Annotated in this window: 11 protein-coding genes; 4 read left to right on the top strand and 7 right to left on the bottom strand. The window is 64.2% G+C overall.

The features are described from left to right. Positions 1-34: 34 nt before the first annotated feature. Positions 35-1,423 carry a TolC family protein gene (locus FJ430_RS30155; protein ID WP_226892264.1) on the bottom strand — a complete coding sequence of 463 codons (1,389 nt, stop codon included), beginning with the start codon at positions 1,421-1,423 and terminating at the stop codon, positions 35-37. 471 nt (positions 1,424-1,894) lie between these two features. Between FJ430_RS30155 and FJ430_RS30150 the strand changes: the two genes are divergently transcribed. Next, the gene (locus tag FJ430_RS30150) at positions 1,895-3,235 is read left to right on the top strand and encodes an NAD(P)H-dependent oxidoreductase (protein ID WP_140710016.1); all 1,341 of its coding nucleotides are present in this window, start codon (positions 1,895-1,897) and stop codon (positions 3,233-3,235) included. 7 nt (positions 3,236-3,242) lie between these two features. Here the strand turns inward: FJ430_RS30150 and FJ430_RS30145 are convergent, their stop codons facing one another. From FJ430_RS30145 to FJ430_RS30120, 6 genes are all read right to left on the bottom strand, one after another. Continuing rightward, on the bottom strand, positions 3,243-3,530 hold the full coding sequence (locus tag FJ430_RS30145) for a PTS sugar transporter subunit IIB (RefSeq protein ID WP_140710014.1): 288 nt from the start codon (positions 3,528-3,530) through the stop codon (positions 3,243-3,245). Positions 3,531-3,544: 14 nt separating this feature from the next. After that, a complete protein-coding gene (locus FJ430_RS30140; RefSeq protein ID WP_140710012.1) occupies positions 3,545-4,006 on the bottom strand; it encodes a PTS sugar transporter subunit IIA in 462 nt (153 codons plus the stop codon). 186 nt (positions 4,007-4,192) lie between these two features. Beyond that, positions 4,193-5,599 (bottom strand): PTS galactitol transporter subunit IIC, encoded by a 1,407-nt coding sequence (locus FJ430_RS30135; protein WP_140710010.1) that lies wholly within the window; start codon positions 5,597-5,599, stop codon positions 4,193-4,195. Positions 5,600-5,920: 321 nt separating this feature from the next. Next, the gene (gene proC, locus FJ430_RS30130) at positions 5,921-6,736 is read right to left on the bottom strand and encodes a pyrroline-5-carboxylate reductase (protein ID WP_140710008.1); all 816 of its coding nucleotides are present in this window, start codon (positions 6,734-6,736) and stop codon (positions 5,921-5,923) included. Between the two features lie 138 nt (positions 6,737-6,874). Then, entirely contained in the window at positions 6,875-8,194 is a 1,320-nt protein-coding gene (locus FJ430_RS30125) for an O-antigen ligase family protein (RefSeq protein ID WP_140710006.1), read from the bottom strand. After that, positions 8,163-9,161, bottom strand: a complete 999-nt coding sequence (locus FJ430_RS30120) for a glycosyltransferase family 2 protein (RefSeq protein ID WP_140710005.1) — start codon at positions 9,159-9,161, stop codon at positions 8,163-8,165. The genes FJ430_RS30125 and FJ430_RS30120 overlap by 32 nt, the downstream gene beginning before the upstream one ends. A gap of 170 nt (positions 9,162-9,331) precedes the next feature. On the opposite strand from FJ430_RS30120, the gene FJ430_RS30115 reads away from it, so the two are divergent. The 3 genes from FJ430_RS30115 to FJ430_RS30105 are packed head-to-tail and all read left to right on the top strand — an operon-like array spanning position 9,332 to position 12,215. Next, complete coding sequence (locus FJ430_RS30115; RefSeq protein WP_140710003.1) at positions 9,332-10,504, top strand: glycosyltransferase; 1,173 nt, start codon at positions 9,332-9,334, stop codon at positions 10,502-10,504. Then, positions 10,501-11,295, top strand: coding sequence for a WecB/TagA/CpsF family glycosyltransferase (locus FJ430_RS30110; protein WP_140710001.1), 795 nt, complete (start codon positions 10,501-10,503; stop codon positions 11,293-11,295). Before FJ430_RS30115 ends, FJ430_RS30110 begins: the two co-directional genes overlap by 4 nt. Next, complete coding sequence (locus FJ430_RS30105; protein ID WP_140709999.1) at positions 11,292-12,215, top strand: DUF6492 family protein; 924 nt, start codon at positions 11,292-11,294, stop codon at positions 12,213-12,215. Before FJ430_RS30110 ends, FJ430_RS30105 begins: the two co-directional genes overlap by 4 nt. The last annotated feature ends 103 nt before the right edge of the window (positions 12,216-12,318 follow it).

The following is a 12,318-nucleotide window of genomic DNA, read 5'->3' as shown; positions in this document are numbered from 1 at the left end:
CGCCCCGAAGGACCGAAGATCGACGCTACATCGGCTACTTTTTCCTGACCGGCGCGAGGATGTCGAACGGCAGATCGTTCTTCTGCTCCGACGGCGTCCGCGCATAGGTCTCGGTATCGGCCGTAGCCGGCACACCGAATTCCTCACGGGCGTAGGCCGCGGCCTGCTTGGCCGGCTGGATGTTGAGTGTCTTCAGCAATTCGCCGGTCGCGGCCAGCAGCCGGTACTGGGCAAACAGCGACGCGTAGGACGACGTGTCGGCCAGTGTCGCGGTGTTGAAGCGCGTGTTCTGGGCATCGAGCACATCGAGCAGCGAGCGCTGCCCGACCTTGAACTGCTCGCGATAGGAGGCGACCAGCTTTTCATTGGTGGCTGCCTGCTGCCGCAGCGTCTTTGCCAGTTCCGCCTGGCGGAAGCGGCGGTCCCACGAGGTGCGCACGGCTTCCTCGATCTCGCGCAGCACCTGGTGCATCGCAAGCCGCTGCTCGCTGGTGCGGCGGATCTGTTCCTGTTCGTTGGCCTTGTCGATGCCGCCGCGATAGAGGTTCCAGCGCAGCACCACCCGGGCCTGCAGGTCGCTCGCGTCGCCATTGTCGCCGTCGATGTCATACCCGCCCCGGGCGACGCCTTCGGCGGTGATTGTCGGGCCGTATTTCGCCCGCGCCGCGTCGACCAGCGAAGCGGCGGCATCGATGTCGCTGTTGGCCATATGGACGCGTGGATTGTTCTGCCTGGCGAGCCCGATCGCATCGTCCAGCGACCGCGGCAGGGCAGCTGCGACATCGGCCGGCCGTGACGCGTTGGTCAGCGGCTTGCCGACATTCTTGAAGAAGCGGATCTTGGCTGCCTCGAGTTCTTCGGTCGCTTCCTGCATCCGCGCCTTGGCGGCATAAAGGCGTTCCTCGGCCTGCTGCCGGTCGGCGTCGTTGAGCGCGCCGCCCGCGATGCCTTGCTTGATGTCGCCGAGGATGGACTGATGGAAGCCAAGGTTCTTCTTGGCTTCGGCCACGATCGAAGCCTGCAGCATGTATTCCAGATAGTCCTGGACGACTGCGAGCCCGATGAACTCGGACCGTTCCAGAACCCTGAAGGAAGCGCCGTCGACCCGCGAGGCCTGGCGGTTCAGTTCGGCCCGCCTTGCGCCACTGTCATAAAGCGTCTGCGAGACCGTGAGATCGGCCTCGTTCGGATAAAGCGCTTCATGATCCTGGTCGAGCGCTCGCCGTGTATCGTTGTCCAGGCGGCGAACGCCGGTCGATGCTTCCAGATCGACGCTGGGAAGATAAAGGCCTTTGGCCTGCCGCAGCTCGAATTCGATCGCTTCGCGGTTTTCGATCGCCTGTCCAATCTCCGGATTGGATTCCACAGCGACGGCAACGGCTTCTTTGAGTGTGAGTGCGCTGGCGCTACCACAAGCCAGCATAGACACCGTAATGGCAAGCGCTATCCGCCAGCCGACGGTAATTTTACCCGTCCTGGTCATTTCTACCCCGTGCTATCCCCGCGCCGTTATTTTTTTATTGGCGCTTATTTGCCCAAGCCTGCCACCGGAGCTTTCGGCCAGTATCTATCAGATTTTTCGAGGTTGTGAGCATATAATGGATTAGACACCTCTCAAAAGCACGGTTCCGGGCATTAGGGCCAAAGCCTGTAGCAAAAATGGCACAGAAACCGGGGGCGGCCGTCGGACTTTTCCCGTTCAAAGCGCGCTGCAATGGTTAATGGCCTGAAAGAAACGGCGAATCGTGCGGCGGCCATGCACAAGCTCCCGCAAAATCTGCTGCGGCCTTGCAAAGCATGCGCAAGAAATCGCCGTTTCAGCCTGGTTTGATTGGCAAAAGCGGATCGTTCCCTGTATTGCGGGCCGAAGCAAAAAAGCCGTGGATTTTCTTGCATGACCAATGTCGCCTTGACCGGGCTTGCCCGCGATCTTGCCCGGCGCGCCGCCGAGGGCAGGCCGGTGCGCATCGGCGTCATCGGGTCCGGCGAGATGGGTACCGATCTGGTGACGCAGGGCATGCTGATGCCGGGCATTTCGATCGCGGCCATTTCCACGCGGCGCCCGCACACCGCCCGCGAGGCGATCCGCATCGCCTATGGCGACGAGGCGATGGCGGCCGAGACCGAGACCGGCTCCGGGGTCACCCGGGCGATCGAGAGCGGCAGGATCGCCATCACCTCGAACGAGATGCTGGTCACCAACCCGCTGATCGACGTCGTCATCGACGCCACCGGCAAACCCGGCGTCGCTGCCGATTTCGACCTGATGGCCATGCAGCATGGCAAGCATCTGGTGATGATGAATGTCGAGGCCGACGTGACCATCGGCTGCTACCTGAAGCATCAGGCCGACCGGTTGGGTGTCGTCTATTCGGTCGGCGCGGGCGACGAGCCGTCGAGCTGCATGGAACTGATCGAGTTCGCCTCGGCGCTTGGGCTAGGCATCGTCGCGGCCGGCAAGGGCAAGAACAATCCGCTCAACCATGACGCCGTTCCGGACGATTATCGGGAAGAGGCGGCGCGGCGCAACATGAACCCGCGCATGCTGGTCGAGTTCGTCGATGGCTCGAAAACCATGGTCGAGATGTGCGCCATCGCCAATGCCACCGGCCTGGTCCCGGATGTCCCCGGCATGCACGGCCCCAAGGCCGATCGCGATCAACTGGCCAAGGTTTTGATCCCACGGGAGGACGGCGGCCTCCTGTCGAGGAAGGGCGTCGTCGACTATACGATCGGCAAGGGCGTGGCGCCCGGCGTCTTCGTCATCGTCGAGGCGATGCATCCGCGCATTGTCGAGCGCTTGGACGATCTCCATGTCGGCCACGGCCCCTATTACGGCTTGTTCCGGCCCTTTCACCTGACTTCGCTGGAGGTGCCGCTCACCGCCGCCCGCATCATGCTCCACGGCAAGCCCGACATGGTGCCTCTGCCGAGGCCGGTGGCCGAAGTCTGCGCGGTCGCCAAGCGCGACCTTGCCGCGGGCGAGACCTTCGATGCCATCGGCGAGACCTGCTACCGCTCCTGGACCATGACGATTGCCGATGCGCGCGCCAGTCGTGCCGTGCCGGTCGGTCTGCTCGAAGGCGGCAAGGTGCTGAAGTCTGTCAGGAAGGGTGCGTTGTTGACCGAGGACAATGCTGCGCCGGACCGGACGACGAGGCTCTACGCCCTGCGCCGGCTGCAGGATGACATGCTCTACGGAGCGAAGGTTGCTTCACCAGCCCTGTCGGGCTGAGCCGCTGCTATTTGCGCAGTTCCGTCTCGATGTCGTCAAGCGCCTTGTCCTTGCCGATGCCGGTGAGGAAGGGGAGCCCTTTGATCACCGGCTTGGTCACGGATGCCGAGATGGGCGTGGTGGCGACGATAAAGTCGACGCTATCGGCCAGTCCGGGCACTTCCGTGGCCTTGGCCTGCTGCGCGTGAAAGGTGAGGCCGCGCTTCTTCATCGCCTCGGTCACCGCGGCATTGACCGCCGTCGAGGTCGCGACGCCCGTGCCGCAGGCAAAAAGAATGGTTTTCTGTCTGGACATGTTCTTTCCTCTTGTCAGCTGAGAATGGCGCGGACGTCATCGAAGGTCCTGGCCGTCCTCAAGCCATCCAGCACCGCGGGATTCTGGATGGTGGCCATGACGGTCTGCAGCGTGTCAATCTGCTTGTCCTTGTCATTGATGGCAAGCAGGAACACGAAGCCCACCGGCAGCTTCTCGTCGGGATCTTCCATATTGGCGAAGGTGACGGGTCGCTTGAGCGTGCCCATCGCCACCCCCGGTTTAAGCACATGTTCGGGGTCGGTGTGCGGAACCGCGACATTGTCGGCGCGCTCCAGCGGCAAGCCTGTCGGGATCGTCATCTCGCGCCGCACGACGGCGTCGGCATAGCTGCTCTTGACGTAGCCCAGCGCTTCCAGCCTGGAGGCCAGGATGCGGATGATCTCCTCATTGGTCGAAGCGTCGGAGCCGAGGACCACCGCCTCTGGGTCCAGCAGTTGGATCAGGCCATTGGACAAGGGCTACTCCATTTGATGCGAACCGTGCGCCCCGCCGTATAGGCTTCGGGGCGCACGATCGTTTCAGTTTCAGGCTAGAGCATGATCCCGAAAAGTGGGAACCGGTTTTCGGAGAAAGATCATGCTCCAACAAAGAGTTGGATCGTGACGGCGATTCAACGAAACGCCATCACGATCTAAACCGGTTCAGGCAGTGCCGTCGGCCGGCTCGTCCTCGGCGCCGGCGGCGCGTTCCCAGCCGAGCGGGTTGCGGCGGTAGAACAGGAACAGCGCCGCGATGACCACCGCGATGATGACGATACCGATGATACCGAGCCCCTGGATCGCTTCGATGATCACATAAGGAACCCAAAGGAACCCGTCGACCACGGAGGTGATCTGCAGCGCATCCGCCGGCAGCTTGAAGCCCGACGCGACGGCAGCACTTGTGAACAGCGGCGCCAGCGCGTTGGCGACGTAGAAGCCGACGGCCAGCGTCACGGTGCCGATGACGACCATGCGAAAGACGTTGCCCCTGACCAGCGGCGCGGTCATCGCGACGATGAACGGAATGACGGCGAGGTCGGCGAACAGGATGACGCGGTTGCCGGGCAGGATGATCGACAGGATGATTGCGATCGGCACCAGGATCAGCGACGACGAGATCGCCGCCGGATGGCCGATCAGAATGGCGGAGTCGAGCCCGACCAGCAACTCGCGGTCGCCGGTGCGCTTGCGCACGAATTCCTGCGCGGCGTCCGAAACCGGGAGCAGGCCTTCCATCAGGATCTTCACCATGCGCGGCAGAAGCAGCATCACCGCCGCCAGCGTCATGCCGGTGCCGAGCACCTTGGCCAGCACGGTGCCGAGATCGCCGGCGTTGTAGAAGGCGATCAGGCCGAGCACCAGGCCGATGATGAGCCCGAGTATCACCGGCTCGCCGAAGACGCCGAAGCGGCGCTCGATGGTCTCGGTGCTGATGTTGATGCGGTTGATCCCGGGGATACGGTCCATGATCCAGTTGAGGACGATGGCGATCGGCAGGATCTGCGCCGAGGCGAGATGCGGCACGGAAATGCCGGGCACGCCGTAGAACTGCTGCACCGCGCGCGCCGACCAGTCGGCGAAGAGCAGCGCAAGCGCCGCGACAAGCGCCGCAATGATGATGCCGTATGCCAGATTGTTGGTGGCGGCGACGACCAGCGAGCCGACGAAGGCGAAGTGCCAGAAATTCCAGACGTCGACATTGAGCGTGCGTGTCATGCGCGTGAGCAGAAGCACGATGTTGACCAGGATGCCGACCGGAATGACCCAGAGGCCGACCGACGAACCGAAAGCAATCGCGGCGGCGGATGGCCAGCCGACATCGATGATGTCTCGATGGATGCCGGTGTTGGTGACGATCGCCTTGGCGACGTCGCCGATCGAGGTGAACATCAGGCCGAGCACGAGGTTGATGCCGATGAACGCGACGCCGATCGTGATGGCGGCGCGGAAGGCCTTGCTGACCTTGGCTCCAAGGACCACGGCGATGATGAAAATGACGATCGGCAAGAGCACTGTCGCGCCGAGCGTGTCGATGGCTCCTTTTAAGCCTGCAAGTATGGTGTCCATTCTACCTCCCCAGGGGCATCGGCTTCGGCTCGAAGCATGAATGATGCCCGCAACTCAATGACGCCTCGGCCCTCCCGGCCGAGGCACTCCCCACTCGCCGACGAGGCCGGCATGTTCAGTCGAGCGAATGAACATTTGCTTCTGTCAGCGAACGAAAGTTTTATCTGGGTGGCCTATGCCAAAGTCAATCGGCAATCCTTGGGCCAAAGGGAAACCCACCGATTGTTTGGGGAACCGGTTAGCCGGTATAGCAATCGTCGATCCGGCCTGGCCGGCTTGGCGCATGCCAGGCTGGGCTGTTTCCCGGATCGTGTTAGGGTGCTACTTGCCCAGCTCTATCGACCTGAGCCGCGCCGCTTCCACGGCTTCGGTGACGAGCTTCGTCAGCCGGTCGCCGCCCATCAGCACGGCAAGCGCGGCGGCGGTCGTGCCGTTGGGGCTGGTCACCTGCTGGCGCAGCGCGCCCGGCTCCTCGTCGCTTTCGGCGGCAAGCGAGGCGGCGCCGAAGACGGTCTGCATGGCAAGCAGCTTGGCGGTCGCGGCGGGCAGGCCGGCCTTCTCGGCCGCAACCGTCAGCGCCTCGATGAAGTGGAAGATATAGGCCGGGCCGGAGCCGGAGACGGCGGTCACGGCGTCCATGAGGCCTTCGTCGTCGATCGTCGTCACGACGCCGCTCGCCGAAAGCAGTTCGGCAACGAAACGGCGGACGTCGTCCGAGACCAGCGGGTTGGAAAACACCACCATCATGCCCTTGCCGATCGCCGCCGGGGTGTTCGGCATGCAGCGGATCACCGGCGCGAGCTCGCCCAGAATTTCCTCGAAGGTGGCGACCGGCGTGCCGGCGGCGATGGAGAGAAAGCTGGTCCTGCCGTCGCCGAAGCGCTTGTAGTGCGCCGTCACCTCGCGGATCACCTGCGGCTTTACAGCGATGACGACAAGATCGGGCACGGCATCGGCCGGAATGCCGGCGGCGTCGGCGGCGGCACGGCAGCCCAGATGTTCGGCGCGCTGGCGCAGTTCCGCGTTGGGCTCGACCACGAACACCGCTTGCGGCTCGAGCTTGGCGGATTTCAGCCAGCCCGAGAGCATGGCGTAACCCATATTGCCGCAACCGGCGAGAACCAGCCTGATCGTCATGAAAACCTCCGTAAGAAGGCCCTCCTTAGACGGTTGCGCCGCAACGGAAAAGGGCAGTCGGCAGGAGATCGATCGGCCAGGTCGAAGCAATTCCAGGAAAAGTGTCCAGCGGTTTTCCGTCCGGAATTGCGTAACCAACTAGTTTGAAGGGCGAACCGGGATCGGCCGCAGCGAGACTTGTCTCAAGCCAAGCACGCCCAGCACGAAGAACAGCCAGACGGGATCGCCGCGGTGGAAGAAGAAGCTCTCCAGGAAACCGTTCAGCGCCGTGAACAGCACCACCATCATGAAGAAATCGCCGAGGAAGATGTTTTCCTTGCGCGCCGGGATGCGCATGTAGTCGCGCAAGGGGGCGATCAGGAAGGTGTAGACGGCGACGCAGAGCGCCGGGATGCCCATCAGCACGGCGATGTCGAGATAGCCGTCATGGCCATGAACGATGGTGCGGATATCCCAGGGCCGGTCGAAGGGCTGATCCTGGTTGAGCAGCAGCGGCATGCCCCAGAAGCTTTCATAGCCGTAGCCGGTCCATGGCTTCTTCGCCAGCATCTCGCCGGCGAACTCCCAAAGCGTCGTGCGTCCCGTATAGGTCAGGTTCGGGAAATAGATCGCCGCCAGATGCTTCACCGGTGGGATGAAGACGATGCCGAGCGTACCGACGGCCGTGGCCACGATCGCCAGCGCGAACAGGATCGGCGTGCCCAGCCGCATGCCGATGAGGCTGGGCAGCACCACGATCATGATCGAGAACGGGATCAGCCCGGCGGTCGTCTTGGAGCCGGTGTGCAGCATGAAGATCATCGCCGCGCAGAAGATGCCGGCGCCCCACCAGCGCTGGCCGCGCCGGAACAGATAGAGCCCGGCGAAGCTGAAACAGGCCATCACCGGACCGGCGATGTTCTTGTGCGTGAAGACGCCGCGCCACAGGCCGGCATGCTCGGGCTCCTGCGAGTCGGCGGTATGCAGCGCCTCATGCGGGAAGACGATCAGTCCGATATAGGAAAGGCCGATCACCACGACGGCGGTGAAGATCACCACCCTGGCGAAGGAGTCGGCGTCGCGCGGCAGCACCAGGATCGTCGCCATTGTGATGATGCCGATCATGGTGAAGGAGGCGGCGCGCATCGCCGCGGGCGGATCAGTGGCGAGCACCACCGACAGGAAGAAGAAGCCCAGCATCAGCGCCCAGGACGGGCTCACCAGCGAGCGCACCACACGCGGATCGGCGAAGGCGAGCAACGAGAAGATGGAGACCGCGCCGAGCGAGCCGAAGCCGAGCTGGTTGACGATGTCGCCGCCGTCGCCGGTCAGTTCCGCGCCTGCCGGCTGGAAGGGCCGGAACGAGACGATGATGACGGTGAACAACAGCGCGGCGATAGCCGTCGCCAGACCTTCCCTGGTGAAGGCGGCGCTGAGCGGGGCGCGCTCAATTCTTCTCAGGCTGCCGGTATTGCTCATTGGCATATCCGAATTCGGCAAGCACCCGGCCGAGCGCGACATAGACCGGGTAGAGGCCGCTCGTCAGCGAGCCGGTGCGCGCCAGCCGGACGGCGCCGCGCAACGGCGAGGCCGCAAGCAGCGCCAGGCTCTTCAGGAAAACCTTGAGGCCGGCAAGCGGCGTGCCGGCCCGCTTCTTCTTTTCGACCAGCGTAGAGATCACGCCATTGCGCAGGCTGCGGGCGCGGATCCAGTCGGCCTCGACGCGCCGGGCCGGAACGGTCTCGTTGACTTTTGCCTCGGCGCACCAGCCGAGCAAGAAGCCTTTCTGCGCGGAACGGCTGAGGAAGTCGGAATCGCCGCCGCCCATGAAATTGAACCGCAGATCGAGGAAGGGCGGTCCCATCGCCTGAAGCACGTTGCGCCCCACCAGCAGGTTGCCGGATGAATAAAGCGCCGGCACGCGGCCCGTTTCACGATAGGGTGGTGCAAAGACCGGATGTCCGGCCCATCTGGCGTGGCTCGGATCGGCAAAGACCGGCACTTGCGGGCCGCCGACGATGTCGGCGCCGAGGCTCTCGGCGGCGTTGCACATGCGCTCCAGCCAGTCTGGCTCGGCGATCTCGTCATCGTCGATGACCAAGAGGTGCTTGAAATTGGGAAACTGCTGGATCGCCGTCTGCCAGCCGGCATTGTAGGCGCTGCAATTGCCACGCTCATGCGCGATGATCACGATGCCTGGTATCTCGCCGCTTTCGAACAGCGGCAGCACCGCGCCCGCGCCCTCGCGCGCCTCGGCCTCGTTTTCCATGACGATGACGGCAAAGCGCCTGTCGGTCCGCTGCGCCTTGAGCGAAGCCAGGGTTTCCAGCACCTGCTTCGGCCGCTTGAAGGTCGGCAACGTCACGACCACCTCGACGGTCTCGGCGGCAAGCCCCGGCGACCGCCCCGCGATCGATACAGAAGCGTCGGACGGCAAAGGGATCATCCGTTTCCAGCAGCGTGGGTTCCGCGCCCTCGATAGCATCGCGGTGATAACGCTTCGTTAATCACCTTGTCGTCCGCCTGTCGGAAAAGTCGGGTCTTCGGCCTTTGACAGTGCCATTTAATCAAGGCTTCACCGCGTTTTGCTACCGGCTGCAGCCAAGGATAGGTGAAATGCATCTGCTGTTCGCCACATCGATCGTGCCTGATGGCGCTCTCGCCTCGGGTTACGAGATTGCCAACGCCGCGATCATCGACGCGCTGCGGCGGGCCGGCGTGCGCGTGACGGTGATAGGCTTCATCTGGCCGGGAAAGGCCCCGTCCGATCCCCAGAACACCATCGTGCTCGACGCCGTCGAGGTCCGCACCGAAAGCGCTTCGCCGCTGCGCAAGCTTGCCTGGCTGGGCAAGGCGATTCTCTCAGGCCTTACCTTTTCCTCGGTCAAGCTGCGCGTCGTTTCGGACGGCGAAGTCCGCGCCGCCATCGAGCGCGCCGGTCCCTTCGATGGCTACGTCCTGAACTCGGTGCAGTTCGCCGGTGCCTTTGAGAAGGTTCTCGCCGATCGTCCATTCGTCTTTGTCGCGCACAATGTCGAGCATCGCTCGGCCGAGGAAAATGCCGCCGCGGCCGGCAGCGCGCTGCAGCGCTGGATGTTCCGTCGCGAGGCCAGGCTCCTCAAGGTCATGGAGGAGCGCCTCTGCGGCGCCGCGCGCTTTGTCTTCACGCTGGCCGAGGAAGACCGCGCCGCACTTGGCGTCGCCTCCGACCGACGCTCGGCGGTGCTGCCGCTGGTGACCCGCGCGCAGGAGCCCGCAAGCAAGGCGAAGCGCCATGTCGATTGCGACGCCGCGCTGATCGGCACCTGGACCTGGCAGCCGAACCGCATCGGGCTCGATTGGTTCCTGAGCAAGGTCGTGCCGCATCTGAAGCCGGATTTCCGCGTCAGGATCGCAGGCCACATGCCTGCCGGCGTCAGCTCGCCGCATCCCGGCGTTTCCTTCGTCGGCAGGGTTCCTGACGCGCAGGCCTTCGTGCGTGGCGCCGCCGTCATTCCCTTGATCAGCACCGCAGGCAGCGGGGTGCAGCTGAAGACCATCGAGACCTTCGAGCTCGGCCTACCGTCCGTCGCCACCAGCCGCTCGCTGCGCGGCATCGGCTATCGTCCCGACAATTGCGTGGTGACCGACGATCCGATTGCCTTCGCCGCTGCTCTCCAGGCGGCCGCGGCCAATGTCCGCGACGACGACGGCAGCGCCTTCCATCGCCGCCAGCTCAAGGCGCTCGATGCCGCGATCGGGCTTGGCCTGGAGAAGCTCGGCGCCGTCAGGCAGGAGGTCGCCGCATGAACATGCACACCGCGCGCGCCGCCTTCGGCTTCGACACGCTCAAGACCATTTTGGGCATTCCCGTGCTTGCCATACGCTGGGACGAGGCCATCACCTTGCTCACCAGGCTGATCGACGAGCGTCGCTTCACCAAGGTGAGCTTCCTCAACGCCCACAATGCCAACCTTGCCTGCACCGATCCCGTCTTTGCCGAGGCGCTGGAAAACTTCCTCATCCTGCCCGACGGCGTCGGCGTCGACATGGCGGCAAAGCTGCTTTACGGCGCGCCTTTCCCCAGCAACCTCAACGGCACCGATTTCATTCCGGCCTTCCTGCAGGCCTCGTCGCACCCGCTGACGGTGGCGCTGCTCGGCACGACGCGCGCCAATGCCGAAGCCGCGTGTGCGAAGCTTTCGACGCTCGCCATGCAGCACCAATTCGTCGTCATCCATGACGGCTTCTTCTCCGCCGCCGAGGAGCCGGCGGTCCTCGAGCGCATCGCCAGGCTGCGGCCCGACGTGCTCCTCGTCGCGATGGGCGTTCCGCGCCAGGAATTGTGGATCGAACGCCACATCGACAGCCGCCATTGCACCCTGCCGGTCGCGGTTGGCGCGCTGCTCGATTTCATGAGCGGCTCTGTGCCGCGCGCGCCGCTATGGCTGCGCCGGCTGCGGCTTGAATGGCTGTTTCGCCTGTGGATCGAGCCCGGCCGCCTGTGGCGCCGCTACATCGTCGGCAATCCGGTCTTCCTGTGGCGCGTCGTCAGGCAGAAGCTGTCGCTCGGGCCGCGGCCAGCGGACGCGCGCCGGTGAACAGCCGCTTCGTGCCGGGCACCTCCACCGCCATCGAACCGCTGCCGCGCATGCCCCTGGCTGCGATCGTCACGGCGAGCTACGCTCCCGATTTCGAGCGCTGCCGGCTTCTGTGCGAAACCATCGACCGCCATGTCACCGGCGTGGCGCATCATTACATCCTCACCGAGCATCGCGACGTCGCGCTGTTTCGCCAGCTGGAAGGCAGCCGTCGCAGCATCGTCGACGAGCGGGACCTGTTGCCGCGCTGGCTGCGCGTGTTCGACGATCCGCTGAGCGGCTTCCGCCGCCGTGTCTGGCTGAGCCTCAAAACGCAGCCGCTGCGCGGCTGGCATGTGCAGCAGCTGCGCCGTATCGCCATTGCCGGGAAGGCAAAGGAAGACGTGCTGGTCTTCTGCGATTCCGACGTCGCCTTCCTGAAACCCTTCGATACCGGCGCTTTCTGGCGCGACGGCAAGGTGCGGCTGTTCCGGCGCGACGGCGTGCTGTCGAACGATGGACATGACGAGCATCGCATCTGGTCGCGCAATGCCGGTGCCGCGCTCGGCATCGATTCTGCCAATCAATCGAGCCACGACTACATCTCGACGCTGATCGCCTGGCGCCGCGAGACGGTCAACGCGATGTGCGAGCGCATCGAGAAGGTGCATGGCCGCGACTGGGTCGGCGTCGTCGGTTCGGCGCGCCAGTTCTCCGAATGCATGATCTATGGCCGCTATGTCGACGACGTGCTTGAAGGCGTCGGCCATTTCCATGGTTCGCAGGAATTCTGCCGCGTCCATTGGAACGGCGAGCCGCTGTCGGATGAGGAATTCCGCCGCTTCGTCGAGACCATGGCGCCGGAACAGGTGGCGATCGGCATGCAGTCCTTCATCGGCACCGATATCGGCCGCATCCGCCGCCTGATCGAGCTCGATTAGCCTGCGCGGGATTCAGGTCAGGCCGAGTCGAAAACAGTGGCTTCCGAGAACCGGAGCGGAGCGTACTAAAGTACGTGAGCACCGGAAGCGCAGGGAGCCGCTG

The organism is Mesorhizobium sp. B2-8-5 (genome assembly GCF_006440675.2).
Lineage (GTDB): Bacteria > Pseudomonadota > Alphaproteobacteria > Rhizobiales > Rhizobiaceae > Mesorhizobium.
The sequence above is the reverse complement of the archived record's forward strand: the minus strand, read 5'-3'. Positions and strand labels throughout refer to the sequence as shown.

Excerpts from the sequence above, each read along its gene's own strand:
- proC (WP_140710008.1), bottom strand. The coding sequence starts at position 6,736 with ATGACGATCAGGCTGGTTCTCGCCGGTTGCGGCAATATGGGTTACGCC.
- FJ430_RS30135 (WP_140710010.1), bottom strand. The coding sequence starts at position 5,599 with ATGGACACCATACTTGCAGGCTTAAAAGGAGCCATCGACACGCTCGGC.
- FJ430_RS30110 (WP_140710001.1), top strand. The coding sequence starts at position 10,501 with ATGAACATGCACACCGCGCGCGCCGCCTTCGGCTTCGACACGCTCAAG.
- FJ430_RS30145 (WP_140710014.1), bottom strand. The coding sequence starts at position 3,530 with ATGTCCAGACAGAAAACCATTCTTTTTGCCTGCGGCACGGGCGTCGCG.
- FJ430_RS30125 (WP_140710006.1), bottom strand. The coding sequence starts at position 8,194 with ATGAGCAATACCGGCAGCCTGAGAAGAATTGAGCGCGCCCCGCTCAGC.
- FJ430_RS30150 (WP_140710016.1), top strand. The coding sequence starts at position 1,895 with ATGACCAATGTCGCCTTGACCGGGCTTGCCCGCGATCTTGCCCGGCGC.
- FJ430_RS30120 (WP_140710005.1), bottom strand. The coding sequence starts at position 9,161 with ATGATCCCTTTGCCGTCCGACGCTTCTGTATCGATCGCGGGGCGGTCG.
- FJ430_RS30115 (WP_140710003.1), top strand. The coding sequence starts at position 9,332 with ATGCATCTGCTGTTCGCCACATCGATCGTGCCTGATGGCGCTCTCGCC.
- FJ430_RS30155 (WP_226892264.1), bottom strand. The coding sequence starts at position 1,423 with ATGCTGGCTTGTGGTAGCGCCAGCGCACTCACACTCAAAGAAGCCGTT.